General features: G+C 49.1%; 19 protein-coding genes and 1 riboswitch. Of the genes, 14 read left to right on the top strand and 5 right to left on the bottom strand.

The features are described 5' to 3' along the window. The first annotated feature begins 54 nt into the window (after positions 1-54). Positions 55-300 carry a hypothetical protein gene (locus tag EHT87_RS06215; protein ID WP_124904894.1) on the top strand — a complete coding sequence of 82 codons (246 nt, stop codon included), beginning with the start codon at positions 55-57 and terminating at the stop codon, positions 298-300. Position 301: 1 nt separating this feature from the next. On the opposite strand, the gene EHT87_RS06220 is transcribed toward EHT87_RS06215, so the two are convergent. Then, a complete protein-coding gene (locus EHT87_RS06220) occupies positions 302-2,155 on the bottom strand; it encodes a M61 family metallopeptidase (RefSeq protein WP_124904896.1) in 1,854 nt (617 codons plus the stop codon). 105 nt (positions 2,156-2,260) lie between these two features. Here EHT87_RS06220 and EHT87_RS06225 point away from each other — a divergent pair, with 105 nt between their 5' ends. The 6 genes from EHT87_RS06225 to trmB all read left to right on the top strand — a co-directional run bounded on the left by EHT87_RS06225 (position 2,261) and on the right by trmB (position 11,229). Then, positions 2,261-5,293, top strand: a complete 3,033-nt coding sequence (locus EHT87_RS06225) for a tetratricopeptide repeat protein (protein WP_124904898.1) — start codon at positions 2,261-2,263, stop codon at positions 5,291-5,293. Positions 5,294-5,367: 74 nt separating this feature from the next. Next, positions 5,368-7,071 carry a TonB-dependent receptor gene (locus EHT87_RS06230; RefSeq protein WP_124904900.1) on the top strand — a complete coding sequence of 568 codons (1,704 nt, stop codon included), beginning with the start codon at positions 5,368-5,370 and terminating at the stop codon, positions 7,069-7,071. A 22-nt stretch (positions 7,072-7,093) separates the two neighbouring features. Next, positions 7,094-8,185 carry an HU domain-containing protein gene (locus EHT87_RS06235; protein ID WP_124904902.1) on the top strand — a complete coding sequence of 364 codons (1,092 nt, stop codon included), beginning with the start codon at positions 7,094-7,096 and terminating at the stop codon, positions 8,183-8,185. A gap of 151 nt (positions 8,186-8,336) precedes the next feature. Beyond that, positions 8,337-9,272, top strand: coding sequence for a hypothetical protein (locus EHT87_RS06240; protein WP_124904904.1), 936 nt, complete (start codon positions 8,337-8,339; stop codon positions 9,270-9,272). 5 nt (positions 9,273-9,277) lie between these two features. Next, a complete protein-coding gene (locus EHT87_RS06245; RefSeq protein WP_124904906.1) occupies positions 9,278-10,570 on the top strand; it encodes a bifunctional folylpolyglutamate synthase/dihydrofolate synthase in 1,293 nt (430 codons plus the stop codon). Next, positions 10,567-11,229, top strand: a complete 663-nt coding sequence (gene trmB, locus EHT87_RS06250) for a tRNA (guanosine(46)-N7)-methyltransferase TrmB (RefSeq protein WP_124904908.1) — start codon at positions 10,567-10,569, stop codon at positions 11,227-11,229. Before EHT87_RS06245 ends, trmB begins: the two co-directional genes overlap by 4 nt. A 31-nt stretch (positions 11,230-11,260) precedes the next feature. Here the strand turns inward: trmB and gap are convergent, their stop codons facing one another. Further along, positions 11,261-12,250: a type I glyceraldehyde-3-phosphate dehydrogenase gene (gap, locus tag EHT87_RS06255; RefSeq protein ID WP_124904910.1), complete on the bottom strand. Its 990-nt coding sequence runs from the start codon at positions 12,248-12,250 to the stop codon at positions 11,261-11,263. Between the two features lie 1,036 nt (positions 12,251-13,286). Here gap and EHT87_RS06260 point away from each other — a divergent pair. From EHT87_RS06260 to EHT87_RS06280, 5 genes are all read left to right on the top strand, one after another. Further along, positions 13,287-14,105 (top strand): 2,3,4,5-tetrahydropyridine-2,6-dicarboxylate N-succinyltransferase, encoded by an 819-nt coding sequence (locus EHT87_RS06260; protein ID WP_124904912.1) that lies wholly within the window; start codon positions 13,287-13,289, stop codon positions 14,103-14,105. Positions 14,106-14,304: 199 nt separating this feature from the next. Further along, positions 14,305-14,721 (top strand): helix-turn-helix transcriptional regulator, encoded by a 417-nt coding sequence (locus tag EHT87_RS06265; protein WP_124904914.1) that lies wholly within the window; start codon positions 14,305-14,307, stop codon positions 14,719-14,721. 25 nt (positions 14,722-14,746) lie between these two features. After that, positions 14,747-14,947, top strand: a riboswitch (cobalamin riboswitch). A gap of 97 nt (positions 14,948-15,044) precedes the next feature. Further along, the gene (locus EHT87_RS06270; protein WP_124904916.1) at positions 15,045-16,964 is read left to right on the top strand and encodes a TonB-dependent receptor plug domain-containing protein; all 1,920 of its coding nucleotides are present in this window, start codon (positions 15,045-15,047) and stop codon (positions 16,962-16,964) included. Beyond that, positions 16,961-18,079, top strand: coding sequence for a YncE family protein (locus EHT87_RS06275; protein WP_124904918.1), 1,119 nt, complete (start codon positions 16,961-16,963; stop codon positions 18,077-18,079). Before EHT87_RS06270 ends, EHT87_RS06275 begins: the two co-directional genes overlap by 4 nt. Positions 18,080-18,163: 84 nt before the next feature. Beyond that, positions 18,164-18,859, top strand: coding sequence for a Dph6-related ATP pyrophosphatase (locus EHT87_RS06280; RefSeq protein ID WP_124904920.1), 696 nt, complete (start codon positions 18,164-18,166; stop codon positions 18,857-18,859). A gap of 182 nt (positions 18,860-19,041) precedes the next feature. Here the strand turns inward: EHT87_RS06280 and EHT87_RS06285 are convergent, their stop codons facing one another. The 3 genes from EHT87_RS06285 to gyrA all read right to left on the bottom strand — a co-directional run bounded on the left by EHT87_RS06285 (position 19,042) and on the right by gyrA (position 23,419). Further along, complete coding sequence (locus tag EHT87_RS06285) at positions 19,042-19,257, bottom strand: hypothetical protein (protein ID WP_124904922.1); 216 nt, start codon at positions 19,255-19,257, stop codon at positions 19,042-19,044. Positions 19,258-19,361: 104 nt separating this feature from the next. Next, entirely contained in the window at positions 19,362-20,798 is a 1,437-nt protein-coding gene (locus EHT87_RS06290; RefSeq protein WP_124904924.1) for a tetratricopeptide repeat protein, read from the bottom strand. A 71-nt stretch (positions 20,799-20,869) separates the two neighbouring features. Next, positions 20,870-23,419, bottom strand: a complete 2,550-nt coding sequence (gyrA, locus tag EHT87_RS06295) for a DNA gyrase subunit A (protein WP_124904926.1) — start codon at positions 23,417-23,419, stop codon at positions 20,870-20,872. 474 nt (positions 23,420-23,893) lie between these two features. On the opposite strand from gyrA, the gene EHT87_RS06300 reads away from it, so the two are divergent. Continuing rightward, entirely contained in the window at positions 23,894-24,313 is a 420-nt protein-coding gene (locus tag EHT87_RS06300) for a response regulator (RefSeq protein ID WP_124904928.1), read from the top strand. Positions 24,314-24,560: 247 nt separating this feature from the next. Further along, positions 24,561-26,954, top strand: coding sequence for an ATP-binding protein (locus tag EHT87_RS06305; RefSeq protein ID WP_124904930.1), 2,394 nt, complete (start codon positions 24,561-24,563; stop codon positions 26,952-26,954). Positions 26,955-26,960: the final 6 nt, after the last annotated feature.

A 26,960-nucleotide genomic window follows, 5' to 3' on the forward strand; every position in this document is an offset into this window, starting at 1 on the left:
AGTTCATCAAATTGGCAATAAATACGAAACCTAACACTGTTAAATGGCAATACAATGCGGTATATAAAAGAAATTTCGCATCCGGCTTTCCGAATGGGCTTATATGCCTGGAACAACAAATACATCGTCAAGATTGAAGCGGGGCTCTATGAACAGACGTACAAAATTAGCGAACTGGACGTGAACTCCGACGATGAGGTGATCCAATTGCTCGACGAACCTTTTATGCAAAAGGTAAACGAACGGTTTGGTCAGATGCACGAAGATTTTATGGAAGCCCGGCAGCGAAACGAATTTTGAATTAACTGTCCGATACCGAAAGCCATTTTCGGTAGAGAGTCCGTTGTTCCGTACCTGGATTGGAAACCGGTTCGATCCGGTAAGCCGCCAGTGGATTTCCGGTCAATTTCAGGGTTAGGGTTTTCAGCTGGCCATTCCGGTTGACGAGTAGGGTAAGGGTGGCATCCGGGGGATACGCATCCAGCGTTTTCTGTAGATCGGTCCCGGCCCGAAGGTTATCGATCGAGATAATTTCATCGTTTACATTCAGGCCGTACGTCCAGGCGGGAGAGTCGCGCCGGACGGCGGAAACCGTCAGCTTCCCATCGGCATATTTGGTCATCGCGCCCAGATACGCATCCTGTTTGCTGGCGCTGGCATCCACCAGTTTGAGCCCCACCGGATTCAGGAACGTGTTGTAGTCAATTTTCGCGGTGCCGAAAACATACTTCTGGAAAAAATCATCCAGTTTACGGCCCGCGATCGTTTCAACGGCCTGCTGGAATTCATCATCCGTAAAACCGCGTTTCAAATTCTTGTAATACGTAGCATACAGGAGACGCATGAGGTCGTCCAGATTTTTCTGTCCGTTGGTATTCGATACAATGACCAGATTGAGCAAACCGCCGAGAACGCTGCCTTTGCTGTAGTAGGAAACCGTGCTGTTGACCGAATTCTCATTGGGACGGTACAGTTTAATCCAGGCATCCAGGCTCGATTCGGCCACGGACTGCACCGCATTGCCGGGTGAGTTTTCAATACCGGTTATCTCTCCCGCGAAGGACCGCAGATAGGCTTCGGAGGTCAAAAAACCGCACCGTTTCAGAATCAGTGATTGGTAAAAAGTCGTAATTCCCTCCGAAACCCACAGCAGGTGCGTGTAGTTCTCGTTTTCGTAATCGAAAGGGCCGAGGGCTTTCGGCCGAATTCGCTTGACATTCCAGAGGTGAAAATATTCGTGGGCAACCAGGCTCAGCAAATTCTGGTAGAGCTGGCCGTTCAGAAAAGCGTTGCGGGTAACTTGGAGCGTTGTCGAATTGGCGTGTTCCAGACCACCACCGCCCGCGGGCGTTTGATGGATGATAAAGGTATAGTCTTTACACGGGTGTTCGCCGATAACCTTGAAGGCTTGCTCGCACACCCGTTTCATGTCGTCGGCCAGCCTGACGTCGTCATACAATTTTTCGCCGTATAGCGCCACCGTATGGGGAACTCCCGCAGCGGTGAACGAAATCGTGTGGTGATTGCCAATTTCGATCGGACTATCGACCAGCACATCATAATCGGCGGCTTCGAACGTATTGGCTTGTCCGGGAACAGCTGTCAGACCGGTCGAAATCTTTTTCCATTCTTTATACGGCTGAATCTGTACGCGGTGGGGCTGATTCCGGAGCTGATCGACATAGAGAAAGAGGCTGGCCCCGTTCAGATAGCCGTGTGACGCGTCGATAAAACTGGTGCGTACGCTCAGTTCATACGCGTATACTTTATAACGAATCACAATCTGATCCGCAGCGGAATAGACCCGCCAGGTATTTTTTCGGATTTTCTCAGAGCGGACGGGCTGGTTATTGGTCACAGCCTGAAAGCCTTCCACATTTTTAGCATACTCGCGAATGAGGTACGAGCCCGGTGTCCAAACCGGCATTTTAACGTCAACATAGCCCGTCGGATTTCCTTTGGAACCGGATGCAATACCCGTCAAACGCATCTCCACTTCGAAATAATGCGTTTGTGGTTCGGGCATCGACAGGAGGTAGGTAATGGAAGGGGTGGGCGCGGAAGCGGGTGTAGGCGCTACTTTAAGCGAAGGAAATGCACTGGTTACAAAAGCCGGCAAACAGAGTAAAAAGAAAAGGCAATGATTTTTTTTCATACGGAAATGCGTGTACTTTCGTTTTCAGATGGTAGAAACCCGTTCTTACGACCTATAAAAGTAATAACGTAACTACGATAAATAAAATCTGTTTAACTCCAACGTATGCGTCCGACCCTGTTTGGAAAGGCATTCCAATTATTGGTTTTACTAACCTGCCCGGTGCTGGTAATTCCGGCCACCGCCCAACGAACCCTCAGTTATACCGAACCCGATGTTCTGTTCAGGAACGGGCTGGAGTGGTTTGAAAAAAATAATTACGCGGCTGCGCGGCAGGAATTCCTGCAATACCTCGATCGTAAAAAGCCGATCACCAACATCAGTGACCAGAATGCGGTTTCGGCAGAATATTACATTGCGCTGACGGGATTGTATCTGGACATTCCGGAAGCGGAGGTGCAAGTGGATCGCTTCGTGAAAAACCACCGCGAACACCCGAAAGCGGGCCTTTTGTACGGCGATCTGGGTAAATATTATTTTGACAAAGGGGATTACGACCGGGCGATCACCTTTCTGGAAAAAGCGATCAAGCAGAGCCAGAATGCCAACGGTCAGGCCGGGAGCAAGTATTTGCTGGCCATGGCCTATTATTCCAAGCAGGATTTGCGAAGTGCCCTGCCGTTGCTGAATCAGATCAAGCAGGACCCCGGTCTGGATCAGGCACCGTCGGCATCGTATTATGCCGGGGTGATCAACTTCCGTCAGGGAAATTACCGGGAAGCCATTGCCGATTTCAAGCGCCTGGAACAGAATCCGACGTATCAGAACGAGATCCCGAACTGGATTGTGCAGTCGATGTACAAAGCCGGTCGGTACGACGATCTGCTGGCGTATTCGCAGCCCCTGCTGCAACGCAACCGGGGCAATGCGGCTCAGCTGGCTGAGGTCGCTCTGTTTACGGCCGAAGTTTTGTATAAAAAAGGGGATTATGCCAAAGCCGTTCCTTTTTATAAACAATACAGCAACATCAAAGGACGAAGCGTGCCCCCGGCGGTTCAATTCCGGTATGGCGATGCCTTGTTCAAAACCGGTGATTATACGGGTGCCATTGCCGCTCTGAAAAATGTATCGGCGGGAAAAGATACGATTGCCCAGTATTCAGCGTATCGACTCGGGATCAGTTACCTCCAGACCGCCAATCCCAGCTTTGCCCTCAATGCGTTCGATCAGTCGGCCCGGCTGAATTTTAACAAAACCATTCAGGAAGAATCGGCCTTCAATCACGCCAAGCTGCAACTCGATCTGAACAATGGCGGAGACGCCGTGAAAGAATTTACGGATTTCCTGAAACGGTATCCGGATAGTAAATTCGAGAACGAGTCGAACGAACTGCTGAGCGAAGCGTATTTTTCGTCGAATAATAATGCGGCCGCCATTACGTACATCGAAGGACTCAAACGCCGGACTCCGCGCATCAACGCTTCCTATCAGCGGATTACCTATAACCAGGCGGTAACGGATTTCAATGCCGAGCGGTATGACCAGGCCATTGCCAACCTCGATAAGTCGCTGAAATATCCCGTCGATGCCGACCTGCGCAACAGCGCCCTGTTCTGGAAAGCGGAATCGTACTCGGCTTTACGAAAATACGACGAAGCCATTCCGCTCTATCAGCAGGCCATGCGCTCGGGAAATGTGTCACCGGATTTGCAGGGAAAGAGCCTGTATGCATTGGGATACGCTTCCTATAATAAAAAGAACTACACCCAGGCCATTACGTATTTCCGGGATTTTATTTCCAAATCGGGTTCGTCCGACAAACAGGCTATTGAAGATGCCACGGTTCGGGTAGCGGATAGTTACTTTGCCACCAAGAATTACAACGAGGCCATGCGGTATTACGACAATGCCATTGCGCAGGGCCGGATTGACCGCGATTATGCGACATTTCAGAAAGGTGTGATTCTGGCTTTCATGGAGCGGGATGTGGAAGCGAAAGCCCAGTTTGATAAATTGCTGGCGCAGTTTCCCAATTCCCGCTATGCCGACGACGCCCTGTTTCAGTCTGCCAATGTCGATTTTGAAAAGGGAGCGTATCAGGCTTCCATTCGGGGATTCAGCCGGTTGATCAGCGAGAAACCGAAAAGCTATCTCCTGCCGGCGGCCTTGCTGAAGCGGGCCACGGCGAATACCAACCTCCAGTTGTATGAACCGGCCATTCAGGATTACAAGCGCATTCTGGATCAGTTTGGCGGAAGTCCATCGGCTCCGGGTGCCCTGCTGGGTTTGCAGAATGCGCTGAGTGACGCCGGTCGGGCCGAAGAATTCAGCAGTACCTTAGCCACTTACAAGAAAAGCAACCCCGGAAGTACCGATGTACAAAAGGTTGAGTATGAGAACGCTAAAAGCTTATATTTCAACGAGAAATACGCTCAGGCGGTTACCACTTTACTGGAATTTATTGATGAGAATCCCGGGAGTCCGCTGGTGTATGAAGCCCGGTATTATTTAGCCGATTCGTATTTCCGGTCGGGTGACTTGCCGAATGCACTCCGGTATTATTACAGCGTGATCAGCGATAACAAATCGGATTTTGTAACCCGGGCAGCCGCCCGCGCGGCCGAAGTCGAGCGCCAGCAGAAGAATTATCCCCGCGCCATTCGGAATTACCGCACGGTTTTGGCTCAGTCGAAAAGCAAGAACGAACAATCGCAGGCGGTTTTAGGCCTGATGGACACGTATTACGCAACCGGTAATTACGATTCGACCCAGGTGGCGGCCCGCGAAGTCCTGTCGATGGGCAATGTGGTTCCGGGTGCGCAGAATCGGGCGCAGTTGATGCTGGGGAAAGTGGCCTATGCGAAAGGGGATTATAAACTGGCCACCACGGAATTTGACAAAACCATTGCTTTGGCGAAAGATGAGCAGGGTGCCGAGGCCAATTACTGGATTGCGGACATCTTGTACCGAACCAAAAAATACAAGGAATCCATCGATGCCCTGTTGCGGTTCAACTCCGATTTTGCCCAGTATGATTACTGGAAAGGGAAAGGATTCATTCTGGTGGCCGATAACAACGTGGCGCAAAACGAAGTTGCCCAGGCGAAAGCCGTACTGAATTCCATTATCGAAAATGCGGAGAATCAGGAGATTGTTGCGGAGGCCAAACAGAAACTGGCGGCCATTGACAACAAGTAACCGGTTCTGGTTCGCACGTTCCAGTCCAGTAAAACAAATCATCCGAAACCACATCGGTTTAACCGAATAGCTGCATGTTCTTACCAAAATCATCCATCGACCAGCTTGCTTTCATTGCGATAGTAACGGGCAGTTTGTTGCTCCACACGGTTGATGTCTTGGCCCAGCAACCCCAACGCCCCGTTACACCGCCCGTGCGGGAAGGCGAGATTGATAATCAGGAGATTACCATTGAAAAAAACAGAAAAATTGAAATGCCGCCGGCAAACCGGCTTTTCAACAAAATACCTTCGATCAAACCATCGACCGAGCAACGGAAACTGACCTACGAATTTAACGACCGGGTGTTATCGGTTGGTGATCCGAAACTGGCACCGACGGCTTTGCCCATTCCGGCCGCCCAATCGGAACAGCAGCAACTCTTCAATAATTACGTCAAGCTGGGAGCGGGCAACTACAGTTCATTCTACGGCGAAGCGTTCGGGAGCGGGCAGGTAATGGAGAATATTGCTGTCGATGGCTCCTTCAAACACCTGTCGTCGGGTATTGGTCCGGTCGATGGGAAAAACTCGGCGACGAGTGAAAACCGCCTGAAACTGAATGGTAATTACCAGACCGACGCCTTCAAGTTTTCGGCCAATCTGGGCTACGACCGGGAGGCTTTTTATTTCTACGGATACCGCCGGCCCCAGGAAATTGACCGCGAATCCATTCGCCAGAAACTAACCACGACCCAGTTTCGGATTGGAATTGAAAATGTGGACCCCGAAAAGAATATCGACTACTCGCTGAAAACGGGAATCGTTAGCCTCAAGGATAATTACGAAGCGACAGAACTGGACTGGGGAACCAACCTGAAAGGGTCGGTGGGCATCACTGATCATTTTGTGGCCCTCTTTGCCGCCGATGCCTATGTGACCCAACGCACGGATGGACCGGTCGATAACCGGAATTTGTTTCGCGTAAAGCCTACCTTCAAATATTCTAATTCGCTGCTGACCCTCACCTTTGGGGTTAACGCTGTTAATGAATCCGATAAACGGCAGAGTATCAATCGGACGCGCGCTTTTCCGGTTTTGGATCTTGATGTTGTGCCCGCTGGGAATATTCACTTTTTCGCGGGTGTCGACGGTGACATCAACCGGAACACGCTGCGTACTTTTCTGAATGAAAACCGCTGGCTGGCTCCGCAGGTTGTGTTGGCGAACACCGAAAAAACCTGGGATATCTACGGCGGCAGCAAGGGGGAACTGGGGAGTGGAATTTCGTACGAAGGCAAAGTGTCGTACGCCCGTTATCGCAATTTTTACGGTTTCAACAACACCTGGCCTGACACCTCCAAGTTCTTTGTGGTCTATGACGGAAACCTGACGCACGTGCTGACGGTATCGGGACAGGTCGGCTACACCTACAAAGACGTGTTTCGGTCGACGCTGCGGGCCGACTTTTATGATTACAGCCTGAGCCGGATGGAAGCCGCCTGGCATCGGCCGAAGGTGTCGGGTACGTGGTCGAACTCGTTTATCGTGAATAAAAAATTATTTATCACGACCGATTTGTACCATTATCAGGGCATGCAGGGCAAAAATTTTGTTACCAATCAGATTGTCACCCTCAAACCGATCTGGGATCTCAACCTGAAAATTGACTATTTTTTAGGAAAACAGGTTTCAGCTTTTGTTTCGTTAAATAACATTATAGGCCGTAATTATCAGCGCTATTTGTATTATCCGCAACAAGGGCTTAACTTTCTGGGAGGATTGTCTTACAGCTTCTGACACCGCCTTAACCGTAAAGCCCATGGTACCTGTTTCGGATTATCTCAAAAAACTGTTATTTCAGTACGATTGTCTCGTTATTCCCGAACTGGGCGGGTTTATCCTGCATTACATTCCGGCCACATTTGTGGCAGCCAGCGGTTTGTATATGCCTCCCCGGAAGAAAATTGCGTTTAACGAAGCGCTCAAACTGGATGACGGGTTGCTGATCAACTACATGATGCTTCACGAAGGGCTGACCCGCGATGAAGTATTCCAGGCGATCCGGCAATTTGTGGATCAATTAAAACAGGAAGTTCGCCAGCAACGGATTTTTACGATAGAAGGGCTAGGGTTATTCTCGGAGAATGAGGAGGGTAAGCTGCAATTCGACCCGGAAATCCGCCATAATTTTCAGGGCGAATCATACGGTTTTCAACCCGTTGCCGCCCATATGCTGAATGCGGAACTGGCAGAAGAAAAACCGGTTGCCGTAGTTAAATCACCCCAAGAGAGCCCGATTGCCGTAGAGGCTGAAGAAGTGACGGCCGAAGCGAAAACGATTGAAATGCCGGTTGAACGAAACCGTCGTCAGTACCTGGCGTGGGCTGCAGCGGTTTTATTGATTTGTTCGTTAGGCATTATTTCGGTTAAAAAGACCCCCTCGCAAGTTTTAAGTAGCCTTAACCCGTTTGAATTGTTCGTTAGCGACGCGGAAGATGCCGAGCCGGCGGTGGTTCATCCTGTGGCCGAAACACCGGTAGCGGTTGTTGAAACAAAAAAAGAGACACCGGTTGCCGTTCCGGAACCAGTCGCTGCGCCGGTTGAATCGGCGGCCATCGAGCCCATCAAACCGAGTGTTGTGCCGGTGCCTGTTGTATTGGAACCGAAGAAATCAGACGTTTATTACCTGGCCATTGCCGGAAGTTTTTCCAGTGTGCAGAATGCAAAACGGCTGATGCGCCGGTTGCGTCGTGAAGGGTTTGAAACGGCTTATATGTTACCGCATACCAAAAAGAAAGAACTGATTAAAGTGGCCGCCGTGGGTTCACGTGATAAAACGGAAGTGCTGGCTTCACTCGCTAAAGTGAGCCAGTTGTCGGGAGCAACGGCCTGGGTTCATAAAATCGAGTAAAATAGATCATTTTAGAGCATATCAAAAGGCAGCCCGTGGTTGCCTTTTTGCATTGGCGAACCGAACAATTCGCGAATTCGTTTTATTTTTGCCGGTAGTTAAACAATACCAGCTACCGGTTATTCCGTTAATTGGCTAAACAGCTGTATTCATGAGTCGCGTCACACTGGAAAATGAGAATGAATACCGGGTAACGGCTCTTGCCGCATCGTTCGCCGTTTGTGCCCTGCTATTTTTCCTGTTGTTATACATTCGGCTGTGGCAGTCGGTTCCTGATCCCCCGCCAATCGAACTGGTAGAGGTCAACTTTGGTACCGATTTAATCGGTAGTGGTTCCATTCAAACCTATAATAAAGCCAACAACTCGAAAAACAAGGAGGACGTCAAAAAGGAAGAGGACAAGCCGAATCCGAAAGTGACAACTACCTCGCGGGTTGAAAAAACACCGGTTTCGCCCGTTCCCAAGATTGTCGATGCCAAACCGAGTAAAGTGGTAACTGAAAAACCGGATATCGCCAGCAAAATTGAAAGCCCGGTATCGGTTCCCGAGAAAGCAGAACCTAAAAAAGTGGAAGCCACCACGCCTAAACCGACACCGGCACCGCCCAAAGTGGAGCCTGTTGCCGAGCCGAAGAAGGTGGATGCCAATGCTTTATACAAAAAATCAAGTTCTGCCGGTTCGAATGGAACGGTCGGAAAAGCGTCCGGAACCGGGGGGAACAACAATGGCGATGACGCGTCGGGTGTAGGGGATAAGGGAAATCCGGATGGCAATATCAATGCCAAACAATTTTATGGCACACCGGGTGGCACCGGTTCGGGTGTTTCCCTGAACATGGCGGGCTGGAAGCTGGCCAGTAGCCGAATCAACCAGGATAACTCCGGAGAAAGTGGTAAAATCGTTTTTGAAATTAAGGTAGATGACAAAGGGGATGTGACATTTGTTCGGGTAAAAGAAACCCGGGTGAGTCCCACAGTTACCGAATTTTATAAACAACAAGTTTATAAACTGCAACTGGTACCGAAAGGATCAGCTGCTCCGCCCATTTCTACGGGAACCTACACCATTAACATCCGCTCAAACTAAGCCGAATGACGTATTCGGAAGCCATTGACTATTTGTATGCCCAGTTACCGGTATTTCACCGCGTAGGAGCGAAGGCCCTAAAGCCGGGGCTGGACAATGTCATCAAACTATGTGCCTATCTGGGCAACCCTCAGGACCAATTTAAAAGCATCCACGTTGGCGGAACCAATGGGAAAGGCAGTTCGTCCCATTTGCTGGCGGCAATCCTGCAATCGGCGGGTTATAAAACCGGTTTGTATACGTCGCCCCACCTTAAATCGTTCACCGAACGAATCCGGATCGACGGTTTTCCAATCCCCGGCGAAGCGGTTGCTGACTTCGTGGTTCAACACAAGGCGTTTATAGAGGATTTAAAGCCCTCTTTCTTTGAAGTAACCGTTGGCATGGCTTTCGACTACTTCGTGCGTCAGAACGTGGATGTGGCCGTAATTGAGGTAGGATTGGGGGGACGACTCGATTCAACCAATATCATTACCCCGCTTGTATCCCTAATTACCAACATTGGCTGGGATCACAGCGATATTCTGGGCGATTCGCTCCAGAAGATTGCGTATGAAAAAGCCGGGATCATTAAACCGGGTGTTCCCGTTGTAATCAGTGAACGGGATCCCGAGACAGAAGGCGTTTTTCTTGATCGGGCCAGTGAATGCCAAAGTCCGATTGCATTTGCGTCCGACCAGTATGCGATCAGGGATTTGGGGGTGCATGAACAGGGTCGTGACCTGGCGATTACGAGTCGGGGACAAACTACAACACCTTTGACGATTGGTTTACTGGGAATCTACCAGCTAAAAAATGCCGCTGGCGTATTGGCAACCGTCGAGGTTCTGAAAACGCAGTTTGAAATACCTGATTTGGCAATTGCGGATGGTTTTTCCAAGGTTGTCGGCTTAACGGGTTTAAAAGGCCGCTGGCAGTTCTTACAACAAAACCCCACCGTAATTTGTGATACCGCGCATAACGAACCTGGTATCTTAAATGTGGTGGAGTCGCTAAAAACGGTTACTTACCAGCAATTGCATCTGGTAGTGGGTTTTGTAAAAGATAAAGATTTATCAAAAGTAATTCGTTTGTTTCCGAAAGACGCTGCGTATTATTTTTGCCAGCCGGATATTCCGAGAGCCCTTGACGCCAAAGACCTTGCCATGGCTTTTCAGGAACAGGGGCGGGAGGGAGAAGTGTTCACCGACGTCAATCAGGCGTTGGAAGTTGCTCTAAATCGCGCAAAACCGGACGATTGCATCCTGATTACCGGAAGTACCTATGTTGTTGCTGAATTAAATCAATTGGAAGCGTGAGCAGAAAGAAGCTTTTCCGGTTTGAACACAATCGAATGAGTGATAATGTGTTAGAGCCGGGAAAAGAGTTATATGGTACCATTAAGGGTAAGTGGCGTGAACGGTATTTTAAAAATTCGAATCCGATTGTCATTGAAATTGGCTGTGGGAGAGGAGAATACACGGTGGGGCTGGCCCGGCATTATCCCGAGTTGAATTTTATTGGCATCGACCGCAAAGGTGATCGCATTGCCCAGGGGAGTTTGCAGGCTTTGGAAGCCAAATTGACCAATGTGGCTTTCCTGCGGACGGATATCTACCGGCTTCTGGATTTTTTTGGACGGGACGAGGTAAATGAAATCTGGATCACTTTTCCTGATCCTCAACTGCGGGTTAGTCAATTGAAAAACCGGTCGACGGATGCCCGCTACCTAAAAATGTACCGTGAAATTCTGGTCGATCAGGGGATTCTTCATTTGAAAACCGACCACGATGATTTCTTTGACTTCAGCATTGAGAGTTTGAGCCGTAACGGATTTAGCGATGTAGTGGTTACCCGCGACTTGTATGCCTCCGAAATGAACAATCTCCATCTGGGCATCAAGACCAAATACGAAGACATATTCACTCGGAAGGGATTTTCGATAAAATATTTAAAATGCAAAAAGGCGGCCTATTAAGCCGCCTTTTTTGTTGCCTGAGCTTTGTATATTACAATTTTGCAATCAGGTCAGCTACCCGGCTTGAATAGCCAAATTCGTTATCATACCAGCCAACAATTTTCACCAGGGTGCCATTGGCGGAGGTCAGTTTTGAATCAAAAATACAGGAGCTTGAGTTTCCGACAATATCCGTCGAAACAATTTCATCGACGCAATATTCCAGAATTCCTTTCAGGGGGCCTTCAGCTGCGGCTTTCATCGCTTCGTTGATTTCCTCTTTCGTGGCTGGACGTTTCAAAATCGCCGTCAAATCTGTAACTGAACCATCAGGAATGGGAACACGGAGGGCATATCCGTCGAGTTTTCCTTTCAATTGTGGCAAAACCAAACCAACGGCTTTTGCTGCTCCCGTCGACGTTGGAACGATTGACAAGGCAGCTGCCCGGGCCCGACGTAAGTCCGAATGCGGTGCATCCTGCAAATTCTGATCGGCGGTATAGGCGTGGATCGTGGTCATATAACCTTTTTCGATGCCAAATACATCATCCAGAACCTTAGCCATTGGAGCCAGGCAATTGGTGGTACAGGAAGCGTTCGAAAGAATAGTTTCGTTGCCGGTTAGTGTATCTTCATTGACACCCAAAACAACGGTAGGGATATTGCCTTTAGCAGGAGCGGAGATTACTACTTTTTTGGCACCTGCGGTCAAATGCTGACCCGCGCCGGCTTCATCGACAAACCGTCCGGTCGATTCCAGTACGACATCCACATTTAAAGCTGCCCAAGGCAACAGTTTAGGATCCCGTTCTGCATAGGCATGAATGCGAGTACCATTAATGGTCAAGCTATCGCTGTCGGACGTAATCTCACCATTAAATCTACCGTGAATCGAATCGTATTTTAGTAAATGAGCGAGCGTTGCATTATCAGTCAAATCATTGATAGCAACAATTTCAACATTTTCTTTTTCGAGGAGTCTTCTAAAAGACAGGCGGCCTATTCGACCGAACCCATTGATGGCGACTTTTATTTTGCCCATTGTGTGTTTTAATTAGTTAGCAAGAACGCTGCAAAGATAGTACTACAAATCGAAAGGTAAAGATCGAATTCTTATACAATTGAAAATCTATACAGCTGAAGGAATGATTTCTGTAAGCAAGCGTAGATACTCATTTTAGTATGCAAGATGAGTTAAATTAGTATTTACTAATAAAATAAGTACATATTGTTATTAAATTTAGTAATTTGCTAACCACCTTGCTGTTTTTTACTAAATTTAATAGTATATCAGTTACCTTTTTACTAATAAGAGTTAACTTTATTTATTGTCTTTGCTTAGGCCTACCAGACAGCGCCTTAGCTATCTGACCTTAGTTTCCAAAATCCAGTCAACTAAAAATTTTAAGTCAAAAACGACCTACAGAATTCAGAAAAAAGTGATCCTAGTAATGGTGTATAGTTGCTGTGTTTGCTTGATAATACTCTATTGGATCTGATTTGATCAGACAGGGAAACTGTTTTTTTTCTACTGCTTCAGGCGCATTCGTATCCAACAAATCCTGGCATATTCTGCCTACCATGACAGACACTTGCTGCTGCGACATTATAGTGGCTCGCATCCTGGCCCAGAAAAAGATTTCTACATGCTATAAGCTGTCATCACGAAAGGCTACAAAGGAGAGAATCCTGTTGACAGCTACCGGAAAAAGATGGTTAAAAATGGTCCTTTCTTGTCCTCTATTCCAGATGGTTTTCTTTAGCTGTACTACCTTCATCCAAACGGATAGTGGAATAAAAGGCTGTTAATTAATCCTGAATTATATATTGCAGTTATATTATATTTATTTGATACTATACGAAAAAAACCTAGTCAATTTGATTGGATTACTTGTTTATAGGCATATTATTTTGTTTATTATACTTCCAAATTCACCTCATTTCAGGCGTCCGTCTAGGGGCAAGTTTATTTGTATTAATTTAATAAAAACATTTTCAGTCCGTTCCATATAAGTAATTGAAAATGAGGTAATTAAATAAATTGAAATCAACTTTTACTTTAAATAAATTATTAAACTATGCAGAGTATCCAGGTAATTGAAGAATGTTGGTCAGACCGCTCATTATTAACCAGTTCATTAACTCTTGAGACTATTCAAAAGGTGATCGCCGATCTTGATAGTGGTCAGTTACGCGTAGCCGAACCCGGTGGCGAAGGAGGGAAGTGGATCGTAAATGAGTGGGTCAAAAAAGCAATCTTACTTTATTTTATTTCCCAAACCATGCAGACTGAGGAAGTCGGCATTTTTGAGTTTCACGATAAAATTCCCCTGAAAAAAGACTACAAAAGCAGGGGGGTCCGGGTAGTTCCGCCAGCCGTTGCGCGGTATGGTTCGTACATTGCCCCTGGAGCGATTCTTATGCCATCGTACGTCAATGTCGGCGCTTATGTGGACGAACGAACCATGGTCGATACGTGGGCCACAGTAGGCAGTTGTGCGCAGATTGGTAAGGACGTTCACCTGAGTGGGGGAGTAGGGATCGGTGGTGTTCTGGAGCCACCCCAGGCATCGCCCGTAATTGTTGAAGATGGTGCTTTTATCGGCTCGCGCTGCATCGTGGTCGAAGGCGCCCACATTGGAAAAAGAGCCGTGCTTGGTGCCGGGGTAACCATCACCGGAAGCTCAAAAATTATTGATGTCACAGGCTCTTCACCAATCGAACATCGTGGGTATGTCCCCGATAATTCAGTAGTTATTCCCGGTAGCATTGCTAAAGAATTTGCAGCAGGCGTTTATCACGTTCCCTGCGCACTCATCATTGGTCAGCGGAAAGAATCGACCGATTTAAAAACGTCTCTCAACGATGCGCTTCGTAGCAACAATGTAACGGTATAACTCAATATCCATTTGTAATAAACCGATTTACCACATACAATTTACAAAGGCCAATTTTACATCTGTAAGTTGGCCTTTTTTGTGAATTTACAATTTACATACATAAGTTTACTTTGTTAAATCATAAAATATTTACAAACGTGACCCTTATGCGTTGTTTTCTGATGTAAACCGTTTACTTTTGTAAAAACAGAAGACTATGAATGTAAATGACAAAATTAAACAGGTGTTGAAGGACAAGAACTTAACACCTTCCTATTTTGCTGATGAAATCGGCGTTCAGCGGTCGAGTATCTCCCACATCCTTTCAGGTCGAAACCGGCCCAGCTTTGACATCATTCAGAAAATCATTCGACGCTTCCCGGAGCTAGGTTACGATTGGATACTGGAAGATGAGCAACCTGAATACAATCAATTAACAAATGTAACCCAGCGCCCGATTGAGATTGCCCCCAGTTCTCCCCGGAAAGTTGCTCAACCCGAAATTCTGGATGAAAAGCCGCCTTATATAGCCCCGTCACAATCGTCTGTAGCAAAAAATAAAGAAGAAAAAACCATAGAGCGAATTCTCGTTTTCTATACCGATGGCACCTTTCGGGAGTACTCTCCAGCCTGAATAATTGGAGAATCATTATGAACGTAGTACATTTGCCCAGCTAGGTGCCGCCTGACTTTATGTTCAGTGATGGCTTAATAGGGAAGTCGGTGCGAAACCGACGCTGTTCCCGCAACTGTAAACCCTTAGCAACTGATTTCCTCTTCGTGCCACTGTCCGGTTTTTGGGATGGGAAGGCTGAAATCAGTGGGTGAGCCAGGAGACCTGCCTAACAAAAGCTAATTGGACTCTGTTTCTTTCGGGAGTAAAAGAAACCGGGTTTTACAGACCGCCCGTTCATGTCAGAATGGAACGGTACTTTTGATTCATTTAATTGATTTCTTATGCGGTGTAGAGACGGGGTTTTCCTGTCCTTACTGGTCGGTTCATTCTCTTTTGCGAACGGGCAAACCAGCGGTAGTGACCAACTGTTACCTTCCGTAACGATTCGGGGAACTACGCCCGAACGGTTTTCAGCCGGGCAAAAAACCCAGCGAATCGATTCGGTAACGCTGGAACAATTTCGTTTTCAAACGCTGACGGATGTTCTAAGCTACACAACTCCCATTGCCTTCAAAGTATATGGTGCCGGCCAGTTGTCCACGGCATCTTTTCGCGGAACATCCGCCAATCATACCGCCGTACTGTGGAATGGTATCAATATTAATCAACCGACGCTCGGGCAAACGGACTTTTCAACGATGCCCGTAGCGGGTTTCGATCAGCTGGCCGTTCAGTATGGCTCATCCGCCAGTTGCGTGGGCTCGGACGCCGTGGGGGGGAGCATCCTCCTGATGAGCAACCCGCGCTGGAAACAACCGGGTTTTTCAGCATCCGTCGGCCAGCAAGTGGCCAGTTTTCGAAATTTGGCTACCCATGTGGGTATCCGGTTTGTGAGTCCCGCCGGAAAAAAGTGGCAACTGGCGGGAAAATCGTTCCTCTACACGACCCATTCGAATAATGATTTTCCGTATCGGGAACGGGGTAATTATTTTGTAGAACGTTCGCTAACGAATCAGAAAGGATTTATTCAGGATTTGTATCTCCGGAATCAGAAAAATCAGCAGTTTTCGGTGAATGTATGGGTAACGGATAACGATCTGGTAGTAACTCCGTATGATACGACCGTCCGCGAACGCACGCTTTCACAATCGTACCGGTTTTTGACGACCTACGAAACCAATAAACTGACCCTGCGACTGGGCTGGATTCGAGATCGTATTGATTACGCCCGCGGCAATTTCAATACGCCCAGTCACTCAGAAACCGATCGACTAATCAGTCGAATTGAAAGGGAATTTACCCACACCTATCATTCGGCACAATTATCCTTTCGGGTGGGCGGAGAATGGTCGCATTACCGAACGCAGGTGGATGGCTATGGCGATAAACCTATTCAGGAAGACCGGGCCGATCTGTATGCCTTGCTACGGATGCAATTTTCCCGGTGGCTGCTATCGGCAAATGTGCGTCAGGCTTTCGTTACCCGGTACGATCCGCCCCTGACACCTTCTTTAGGAGCGGAGTTCCTGATCCTGAAAAACGCGAACAATAATCTGACCGCCAAAACATCCGCCGGACGCAGCTACCGGGTTCCGACCCTGAATGAGCGGTATTGGAAAGGGCTGGGCAATCCGAATATCCGACCAGAAAACGGTTTTAATCTGGAAGCCGGTTTATCAGCCCGGTGGTTTCTCCACGAAAAGCTTACCCTCTCTGCCGAAGCAACGGCTTTCCGAAACCGCATCGACGACTGGTCGTACTGGAATCCCGAATCTGGCTACCGGGTCGAAAACCTTCAGCTGGTCGTGGCCCGCGGACTGGAATGGTCAGCATCGCTCCACCATGCCACCAACCACTGGCAGTGGGGTCTGACAGCCGGTTATGCCCTGACACGGTCGAGCCAGGAACGGGTTTACAATGCCTACGCCCAGGACATTATCGGAAAGCAACTCGTTTACGTTCCCAAACATACCGGTCGGTTATCGGCTCATCTGGCTCGGGGAAAAAACCGGGTCACGGTGCAGACTCAGGCCAGTTCGCGCCGATTCATCACCTTTGACAATAGTCAGTACCTGCGCGGATACATGCTGACCAATGTGCTGCTCGAAACCCAGGTAAAACTCGGACCGGTGGAAAGCCGGATTCAGGGACAAGTCAATAACCTGTTTGATACCGTCTACCTCAACGTTAAACGCAACGCAATGCCGGGGCGCAATTTTGCCATTCAATTAATCTGTAATCTGAATACCAAAAAACAATGAAAAAAACGACAACCGCATCGGCGGTCCGACTGAAACTGGCACTTGGTCTGCTGGTTGCCCTCAACTGGTCCTGTAACAATGACAAGGATGATCCACAGGCGTTACCCTACGGCTCGGGCGTTCTGGTGGTAAATGCGGGAAATTTCTCCGACAATAACGGTACGATTTCATTTTTGCCACCATCGGGTTCAACAGCCACCTACGATATTTTTAATCAGGTGAATCAACGTTCTTTAACGGGTAGTCTACAGGGCTATACCGAATCGGACGGCAAAGGAGTTTTACTGGTCGACAACACGACGGCGGGCCAGGATAAAGTAGAAATCGTGGACGCCAATACATTCAAATCACTGGCAACCTTGAAATCTCCGGAGATTGAAAACCCCCGGTCGGCGGTGCGGGTAGGCGCCAACAAAGTCTACGTCAGTTGCTGGGATGTGTCCGGTGATTATTCGAACGGCACATTTTATAAAGATCCCGGATATATTGCCGTCGTGGATTTAACGACCAATACCGTTATCAAAAAAATACCGGCGGTAAAAGGAGTGGAGTCGCTTCTGCTGGCAGGAACCGAAGTATTTGCCGGATCGGCGGGCGGGTCCACCAAACTAACCGTGATCGACGCGACCACCGATCAGGTAAAAACCGGTATCGAAATTGGTGCTAATCCCAACCCTGTGGCCGTTGATGCCAACGGGAAACTCTGGGTTTATTCGTCGGGCGAGCTGGTACGAATCAATGTCCAAAGTAAAGCGATTGAAAACCGCCTTAAAATTGGTACCGATAAATCAAGATCACTGTCGAAATTCCAGCTGAGTTCAGACAAGCAGTACTTTTACTTCGTTAGCAGTTTCTACGGAAGTGCGGCCGAAAATTACAAGGAAAAAGGCGAGTTGTATCGCTTTTCAGTCAATGACACGAGCGTTCCGGCTACCACGCCGTTCATTAAACGGTTATTCAGCGGATTGGCCGTCGAACCCACTTCGGGTGTAATCTATGGCGGTTTCACACCATCGTACAAACAGGCAGGCTACGTATTCCGTTACCAGTCGAATGGAACCCTGATCGATTCGGTGAAAGCCGAAATTGCTCCATCAAGTTTCTATTTCAAATAAAAACCGACCGTCGGATTAGCTTTCCGTACGTTATCTTCCTGCCATTCACCAGACGATACGATCAACGTTTTGTAGGTACGTAAAATGAAGAAAGCAGTTATCAGTTGGAGCGGGGGCAAAGATTCGGCCCTCGCTCTATTTTTTTGTCTTCAATCCGGTCACTATGAAATCGTCGGATTGCTCACCAATGTCAACGCGCATTACGGTCGGGTGAGCATGCACGGGGTGCGTACTGAACTCATCGAAGCCCAGGCCCGAGCCATCGGACTACCCATGCTGCCGCTTGAATTTCCGGGCGATGTTTCGATGGAACACTACAGTATCCTGATGAACCAACGCCTGGTTGAATTGAAAACGCAGGGAATTACCCACGTAATTTACGGCGATATTTTTCTGGAAGATCTTCGGCAATTCCGTGAACAGCAACTGAGCGAGGTTGGCCTGCAGGGCGTTTTTCCGCTGTGGAATCAGAATACGACCACGGTATTGGCGGGATTTATCGAATCCGGCTTTAAGGCGGTGATGGTTTGTATCAATGAAAATCGGCTACCGGAAAGCTGGGCTGGCCGCGAACTGGACGCTACGGTGCTGGTTGATCTGCCGCCGTCGGTCGATCCGTGTGGTGAAAATGGTGAGTATCATTCGTTTGTGTATGACGGACCGATTTTCAAAAATCCGGTTTCATTTCATAAAGGTGAAACCGTTCGCCGGAGCTACGAACCCGCAAGCCAGTGGAATACTCAGTTCATCTTTCAGGATATTCACGCTGATGAATCCTGATTTCCTGGCATGATCCGACCTGATTACCTGCAATTGTTCCACGTGAATCCATAAATCATTGATCGACACGTCCTCACCTAAATCCCTACTGGACAATAGCTTAGTTGATCTCTATCCAGTAGTACTTCAAATAAAATACTTGTTGTATAATATATATTATGTTAACTAGACTTTTCAATATGCTAGGTTTCCTCTTCGATCGGCTCCGTTTTTGATCTCTCCAGGTTGGCACGGTTCGAACGGGTGTCGAGCTTCACGTACCAAAACGCCAAGGCACAATTGAGCAAAATACCGATCCCGATCGAGGTAACCCGGCCGAGTAAACTGTTGGTCATGATTGCCATAAAAGCCAGCCAGCCCCAAACGCCAATCATGGCAACGGTGATCAGTATCTTCATAATTCTTACCATACTATACTTCATCAAAAAGCCCCGATCTGGCTTTCACAAGATCGGGGCTTTTATTGAAAATTAAAAAGACCGGTTTTTAAGCGGTATCCTTTTTATTTGCTTTCGATACAAGGCACTTTCTTTTCTTCAAACTGCTTCAGAATGTTTTGAAGATTAGTCAGGTTTTCGTTCAGATCGGTGTCCGTATCCTTCACTGATTTTGCTTTCTCGAAATACGGCAGCGCCTGCTTGAATTTTCCACAAACCTGGCCTTCGATTTCTTTGCCCTTGGTTTGATAGTCTTTCATGTCCATCATCTCCAGTTGCTTCCGAATCTGTACGGCTTCGTTAAAATAAGCAGCACCCAGGTTGAAATTGGCGTCGAAGTTATTGCCATCTACGGCCAGGGCTTTGCTGTAATATTCTTTAACGGCGGCCCGGTCGCGTTCGATGTTCTTGGTCAATTCGGCAATTTTCTGCTCCTGATTTCCGGCGGCAGCCTGGGCTTGCGCCTGATCCTGCACATCTTTTTCCAATCCGGCGATTTTCGTCTTCGAGTCGGCAATCATCTGATTAACCCGGGCGAGCTGATTTTTCACATCGACATTCCTGGGCTCTTTCTTCGCCCGGGCGCTCAAGCGGGTTAACTCGTTCTGCGATTCTTTCAGCACCACCTTCTCGTCGGCCAGCTGCTTGGTAGCATTAGGTCCTTTCTTCGCGCTGGAAACCAGTTTCGAAAGTTCATCCGACTCCTTGCCCACTCGGTTGTCATAAATAGTGGCCATCGTCAGCAGGTTATTCAGGTTGTTGGGATCTTTCGCAAGCAGCCCTTTCAGGTCAGTAATTGCGTCTTCCGTTTTCCCGGACGTCACCAGAATACTCACCTTTTGGTTGCTTAGGTCTTTGCTGTTCGGCAAGTTCGCAATTCCCTTGTCGATCGTTGCCAGTGCCTTTTCGATTTCCTTGTCCTGGTAATACAAACTCACCAGCGTCGTGTAAACCGAAACATCCTTACCCCCATTGGCAATATACCGCTCAAAATGAGCTTTGGCATCGCCTGGCTTATCGGTGTTCTGGGTAAAAATACCGGCATACAAAGCGGCTGTGGTATCCTTCGGATTGATTTCACCGGCCGTCGACATCAACCGGGCCGCATCCTTGAAATTCTTAGCCTGGTATTTGTAGATACCGGAGTTCATAAACGCCTGGAACATGGTCTGGCCTTTCATGGCTTCTTCAGCTTCTTTCGCCAATTTTCCGGGTCCGCCGGTTTTTTTATCCTTATCTAATTCGATCACTTTCTTGTAAGCGTCGAAGGCAACCGTTGCAGCGTTCGAATCCAGTTTAATGGCCTGCGTAGCAATGTTCTCGTACGTTTTAGCCCGATCCAACCAGGTCTTGGGTTTGACGTTGGCTTTCTCATCGGTGATTGCCTTGTCGCTTTTTTCTTTCTCGCTCTGGAAAGCTTTTTCGGTTAGAGCGTCTATGCCCTGGGCGTAGGCTCCTACTGATAAAAGTCCCGCCAGTAGAAAGAACGAGAATCGTTTCATATGACTAAATTTTGTGGTTGAACGTTGTTTTTGATTTAATTTTGGAAAGTACTGAATAATTTATGGGAATATCAAGCCATTTGATCAGAGGACGGTTCTTCTGACCCCTCGACCGGTGCATCCGGCAGCACGGCATTTCCTTCAATTTCAACATCTTCCTCCCGGGCAATCCGGGTCACCGACGCGATTTCATCGCCGTCCCGCAGGTTGATCAGTCTCACACCCTGGGTGTTCCGGCCAATAACCCGAACCTCATCGACGTGCATCCGAATCGCCGTTCCCGACTTCGTAATGATCATCATATCGTCCGAATCCGTCACTTCCAGAATGCCCACGAGGTTCCCGACTTTGTCCGTCACTTTCAGCGTACCGACGCCTTTGGCACCCCGGTTCGTTACGCGGTATTCATCAATCGGCGACCGTTTCCCGAAACCTTTCTCCGAAACCACCAGCAGTTGCGCATCGTCGCGACCGATGCACACCATCCCGACGGCTTTGACGCCCGGCTCCAGATCAATACCGCGAACCCCGGCGGCCGTACGGCCCATGGGGCGCACCCGGCTTTCGTTGAAACGAACGGCTTTTCCCAGACTCGATGAAATCACGATGTCGTTCTGGCCGTTGGTCATACAAACATTCAGCAGGCGATCTCCCTCCTCTTCGTTGATCGTGATGGCGATGATCCCGTTCTGGCGCGGCCGTGAATACGCTTCCAGCAGGGTTTTCTTGATCGTTCCCTGCTCCGTACACATCACCAGGTAGTTGTTGTTGATGTAATCGGCATTTTTCAGGTCCTTCACATTGATCACCGCCCGCACCTTGTCGTCGGATTCAATGTTGATGAAGTTGGCCAGCGGCCGCCCTTTCGAATCCCGGGCTCCTTCGGGCAATTCGTATACCGGCAACCAGTACAACCGCCCTTTCTGGGTGAAAATGAGCAGCGTATTGTGCATGGTGGCCATGAACAAATGCTCCGTAAAGTCGTCTTCCTTGGTTTTGGCCGCCCGCGAACCGACCCCTCCCCTGCTTTGGGTCCGGTATTCGGTCAACGGAGTTCGTTTGATATAGCCTTCGTGCGAAATGGTAATCAACATTTCGTCATCGGCGATCAGCGACAGATCGCTGATATTGCCGTCACCCAGAATACTGATTTCCGTCCGGCGGGCATCCCCGTAGCGGGCTTTCAGTTCCAGCAGTTCATCACGGATAATTTGCAGCTTCCGTTCTTCGCTCGCCAGAATACTTCGCAAGTCGGCAATCAGTCGCGCCAGTTCTTCGTATTCGGCCACAATCTTGTCGCGCTCCAGTCCCGTCAACCGTTGCAGACGAAGTTCCAGAATGGCCTTCGCCTGAATTTCCGACAACTTGAAGCGTTCAACGAGTCCGTTTTTGGCCACTTCCGGATCGCGTGAACTCCGGATGATTTCAATCACCGCATCCAGGTTATCCAGCGCAATGAGCAAACCTTCCAGAATGTGCGCCCGCTTTTCGGCTTCCCGCAGTTCGTATTGCGTCCGGCGCGTGATCACCTCCTGGCGGTGCTCCACGTAATACCGGATCATGTCTTTCAGGTTCAACAAGACCGGCCGGCCTTTCACCAGCGCAACGTTGTTGATGTTGAAAGCCGACTGTAGCTGCGTATGCTTATAAAGGTTGTTGAGCACAACGTTCGGAACCGCATCGCGCTTCAGGTCGTACACTACACGCAAACCGTCACGGTCCGACTCATCCCGAAAGGCCGAAATCCCTTCAATCTTTTTGTCATTGATCAATTCCGCGGTCTTTTCCAGCATCACGGCTTTGTTGACCATATAGGGAACATCGGATACGATGATCTGCGTTTTGCCCTTGTTCTCTTCGATGGTCGCGTGGGCGCGCAGCACCACCCGGCCCTGTCCGGTGCGGAACGCATTCCGCACCCCTTCCATACCATATATAGTAGCCCCCGTCGGAAAGTCCGGCGCGGTGATGTGTTCCATCAACTCATCGATGGAAATATCATGGTTATCGATGTAGGCGACAATACCGTTCACCACTTCCGTCAGGTTGTGGGGTGCCATGTTGGTCGCCATCCCGACGGCAATACCCGAGGATCCGTTCAACAACAGGTTCGGCAGTTTGGCGGGCATCACGGTGGGTTCTTCCAGCGAATCATCGAAGTTCGACTGAAAGTCTACCGTTTCTTTGTATATATCGGTCAGTAATTCTTCGGCAATGCGCTTGAGCCGCGCTTCGGTATACCGCATGGCGGCCGGAAAGTCGCCGTCGATGGAACCAAAGTTTCCCTGCCCGTCCACCAATGGATACCGCAACGACCAGTCCTGGGCCATCCGAACCATCGTCCCATACACGGAAGAGTCACCGTGGGGGTGGTATTTCCCCAAAACTTCCCCGACGATACGGGCCGATTTCTTGAACGGTTTGTTATAATTGACGCCCAGTTCAGCCATTCCGAAAAGCACCCGGCGGTGTACCGGCTTGAGGCCGTCACGGACGTCGGGTAAGGCGCGGGAAATGATAACCGACATCGAATAATCGATGTAGGCACCGCGCATTTCGTCTTCAATGTTGATGGGAATAATGTTGGTGGAGTTGTTCTGTTCTTCTGTCTCTTCTGCCATAAGAAGTAAATTCTTTGTCCGATAATCCGAACGAAGCGATGGTTAAAAAAGTGGAACCGCCCCACGGAAACCTGTTAGACGGTTTGAGGCATGTTCTAGCGTACGCCTATCATACAAATATGCAAAAAAATCGCCACAAATAAAAGTATTTGCCGCGTGAAGTGCAATTTTCAGCCCTCCGGACGGAGCCGGATTCTCGCAGGTTCCGCCCGGTTTTCCGGCGTGAACCCCAAAGCCATTTTCCAGTGATTCGCACGAACTTGATTGACCCCTTTTTTAACCTGTCCTGGAGCAAGGAGCAAGCATCAAGGCCATATCGACCCGTACGCTCAAATCTTACTGAATGGTAGGTGTCGATTCAAAAAACAGGTCTTTTTTCAGCCTGAAAAGTTTGGTTGCGGTTAAATTGTAATTGATACAGATTGACTATATTTGAACCAACTACCCCAGTTTTGGTTCCCTTCATTCCTTTCAATGGCTCGCAGATACCGTATTATCATTACCGATGACGACGACGACGATCGGCTTTTATTCAAATCGGTGTTTGATAGCAGCGGGATGGATTGTGACGTAAGTTTTGCGGGTGACGGTGTAGAACTACTGGATTTTCTGGAAAACGCCCGGCACCTTCCGGCTTTAATTTTTCTGGATCTGAACATGCCCCGAATGGACGGCTTTGCCACCCTCGACGAATTGCGGTCGAACCCCGCCTTCCGTTCCATTCCGGTTATTATTTTTACGACCTCTTCATTGCCCGAACACATCACCCGATGCTACCAGCTGGGGGCCAATTCGTATTTAATCAAACCGTCTGGCTATCAGCAACTCACCACGCTTATTCATCAAATCCGGACGTTCTGGTTTGATACGGCCCGCCTTCCTTCCAGGACCTGAGACGGCCGTTTGAAACGAAAAAACCGCCTGCTGAATCGCCGGTTCCGATTCTCCTTTCTTTCCAGTCAGCGCGTGACAATCCGATGGGGCAGGCCAGAAAAATTCCTGCGACCTTTTCCCGGCGATTCGGCGTACCAAATCATCTTTGGACTAAAAATTGAGGGGAAATTAGTAGCCCTACAAACCACACCCTATTGTCTGGTAATCGAGAAGTAGTTTTACTCAACACGGTCGTTCCTCCAACCCCATGAAGAGCCGTTTTTTTTCGGACCTGATTCGTAAACGCGTTTTTCTTTCTTTCCTCAGCCTCCTTGGTTTTCTGGTGGCAGGCTGCTCCATGAACCCGTCGGACCGCCTTCAAACGCCGGTGGCCCGGGAAGGCTTGCTGGATCTGCGCACGGTCGACTTTACGCAGCAAACCGTCGCCTTAAACGGAAGCTGGAAGTGGTACTGGCACGCGCTGCGCAATCCCGGCGATCCGGAGACGACGTTTGAATACAGCCCGTTTCCCCAGCTCTGGACCGAGCAGACGTGGAATAAAAAACCGCTTTCCTCCTTCGGCTACGCAACCTACGCCCTGACGGTATTGCTTCCACACAGCACTCCGCCCCTGGCCCTGAGGATGCCCGATACGTTTTCGGCACACCGGCTGTTTCTGAACGGAACAGAGCTGGCCCAAAGCGGTATTCCCGGAACTTCGGCGGAAACAACGATTCCTTTCTGGTCGACCCAGCTAAAACCGGTTCCTAAAACGGATACGCTCCGCCTGTTGCTGCAAATCGCCAATTTTCACCATTCGAAAGGAGGTGCCTACAAACCGCTGTTCCTGGGGAAGGCCGACGATTTGATCGTTACCAGGAACCGCGAATTTGCCCTGGATTTTATCCTGACGGGTTGCCTGTTCATGGGCGGGCTGTTTTTTCTGGGGCTCTACCTCTTCGGGCGCCACGAGACCTCCATTCTTTACTTTTCGCTCTTTTGTCTCCTGTACAGCTACCGAATCATCGGCACCGATCATTACGCACTCCATTCCCTGTTGCATAATGCAGGCTGGTCCCTCACGCTTCACCTCGAATACCTGTCGCTGTTCCTGAGCATTGCGGTTTTTGCGTGGTATACCCGATCACTTTATCCCGCCGATGTCAACCATGGGTTTGTAAAAATGCTGGCGGGAGTCTGTCTGGCTTTTGCCGCCGTAACCCTCCTGTTTCCACCCGTCCTCTTTACGCAGACGATCACGCTGTTTCTGGGGTTGATGTTTATCTACATTGGCTATGCTTTTTACGTGTACTGGCTGGCGGCCCGGCGCAAACGCCCCGGCGCGGTCTACTCGTTGATGAGCACGGGCGTGCTGCTGGCGGTTTTCACAATCATTATCTTTAAGTATTTCCGGGTCGCTTTTCCCGAAATCTGGGTACTTTTTATCGGGTATCTGGGATTTTTCTTCCTGCAATCGCTGGTGCTGTCGTTCCGGTTTGCCTTTACGCTGAAACAGGCCAAGGAACAGGCCGAAGAAGGATTACGGGTAAAAAATGAGTTTTTGAGTACGATGAGTCACGAAATCCGGACGCCCCTGAATGCCGTTATCGGGATGACCCACTTGCTATTACAGGACCATCCGCGCCCGGATCAAAAGCAACAATTGGATGTCATGCTGTTTTCGGCCAAGAATTTACTCCATATTGTCAATGATATTTTAGATTTTAACCGAATCGAAGCAGGAAAAACAACGCTGGAACACATACCGATGGATCCGGCCAGTATCTTGCAGAATGTTGTTTCCACTTACCAGACGCTGGCCCGGGAAAAATCACTGGACCTCCGGCTGTCGATCGACCCGAAGTTTACCAACCGGGTCCTGGGCGATCCTACCCGGCTGGCGCAGGTCATCGCCAACCTGGTTCATAATGCCATTAAGTTTACCGAACAAGGCGAGGTAGTCGTCAGCTTGTCCGTCGACGAACAAACCGAACAGACGATCACGCTCACCATCGCGGTCAAAGACACAGGCATTGGTATTGCGCCCGAAAAACAGGAACTGGTTTTTAACCGGTTTACGCAGGCCGACTCGTCCCTGTCACGCAGTTACGGCGGTACGGGACTCGGACTGACCATCTGCCGGCGGATTCTGCACTTACAACAGGTTGAACTCCATCTCGAAAGTGAACCGGGGAAAGGCTCCCGGTTCTATTTTACGCAAACATTCCCGAGAGTAATTACAGCGCAGGAACCTCAGGAGGAATCCCGGCCTGTTCCCAAAGAGAAGCCTTTACTTGGATTTACCATCCTGCTGGTTGAAGACAATACGATGAATGTCTTACTGGCTAAAAGTGTGCTCGAACGGCTCGGCGCGTCCGTCGATGTGGCGACCAACGGGCAGGAAGCGGTCGATATGCTGGATTCCTCCAAACACAGCCTGGTTTTGATGGATCTGCAGATGCCGGTGATGGACGGCTATGAGGCCACCCGAATCATCCGGGAACGGCATGAAACCCTGCCCATCATCGCCGTAACCGCCAGCCTGCCCCAGGAAGTCGGCGACCGGGCCCAGGTCGCCGGTTTAAACGAGATTCTGGTCAAGCCCTATAATCCGCGGAGCTTGATGCGGGTGGTCATGAAAAATCTCAATCTGCAAAGTTAAGCCCCT

Source organism: Larkinella knui, assembly GCF_003858645.1.
GTDB lineage: Bacteria > Bacteroidota > Bacteroidia > Cytophagales > Spirosomataceae > Larkinella > Larkinella knui.

Bases quoted from the DNA above. Each gene is read 5' to 3' on its own strand.
- EHT87_RS06300 (WP_124904928.1), top strand. From the start codon at position 23,894: ATGGCTCGCAGATACCGTATTATCATTACCGATGACGACGACGACGAT.
- EHT87_RS06225 (WP_124904898.1), top strand. From the start codon at position 2,261: ATGCGTCCGACCCTGTTTGGAAAGGCATTCCAATTATTGGTTTTACTA.
- gyrA (WP_124904926.1), bottom strand. From the start codon at position 23,419: ATGGCAGAAGAGACAGAAGAACAGAACAACTCCACCAACATTATTCCC.
- EHT87_RS06305 (WP_124904930.1), top strand. From the start codon at position 24,561: ATGAAGAGCCGTTTTTTTTCGGACCTGATTCGTAAACGCGTTTTTCTT.
- EHT87_RS06220 (WP_124904896.1), bottom strand. From the start codon at position 2,155: ATGAAAAAAAATCATTGCCTTTTCTTTTTACTCTGTTTGCCGGCTTTT.
- EHT87_RS06285 (WP_124904922.1), bottom strand. From the start codon at position 19,257: ATGAAGATACTGATCACCGTTGCCATGATTGGCGTTTGGGGCTGGCTG.
- EHT87_RS06280 (WP_124904920.1), top strand. From the start codon at position 18,164: ATGAAGAAAGCAGTTATCAGTTGGAGCGGGGGCAAAGATTCGGCCCTC.
- EHT87_RS06245 (WP_124904906.1), top strand. From the start codon at position 9,278: ATGACGTATTCGGAAGCCATTGACTATTTGTATGCCCAGTTACCGGTA.
- EHT87_RS06265 (WP_124904914.1), top strand. From the start codon at position 14,305: ATGAATGTAAATGACAAAATTAAACAGGTGTTGAAGGACAAGAACTTA.
- EHT87_RS06240 (WP_124904904.1), top strand. From the start codon at position 8,337: ATGAGTCGCGTCACACTGGAAAATGAGAATGAATACCGGGTAACGGCT.
- EHT87_RS06290 (WP_124904924.1), bottom strand. From the start codon at position 20,798: ATGAAACGATTCTCGTTCTTTCTACTGGCGGGACTTTTATCAGTAGGA.
- EHT87_RS06275 (WP_124904918.1), top strand. From the start codon at position 16,961: ATGAAAAAAACGACAACCGCATCGGCGGTCCGACTGAAACTGGCACTT.
- EHT87_RS06270 (WP_124904916.1), top strand. From the start codon at position 15,045: ATGCGGTGTAGAGACGGGGTTTTCCTGTCCTTACTGGTCGGTTCATTC.
- EHT87_RS06260 (WP_124904912.1), top strand. From the start codon at position 13,287: ATGCAGAGTATCCAGGTAATTGAAGAATGTTGGTCAGACCGCTCATTA.
- EHT87_RS06235 (WP_124904902.1), top strand. From the start codon at position 7,094: ATGGTACCTGTTTCGGATTATCTCAAAAAACTGTTATTTCAGTACGAT.
- EHT87_RS06215 (WP_124904894.1), top strand. From the start codon at position 55: ATGCGGTATATAAAAGAAATTTCGCATCCGGCTTTCCGAATGGGCTTA.
- gap (WP_124904910.1), bottom strand. From the start codon at position 12,250: ATGGGCAAAATAAAAGTCGCCATCAATGGGTTCGGTCGAATAGGCCGC.
- EHT87_RS06230 (WP_124904900.1), top strand. From the start codon at position 5,368: ATGTTCTTACCAAAATCATCCATCGACCAGCTTGCTTTCATTGCGATA.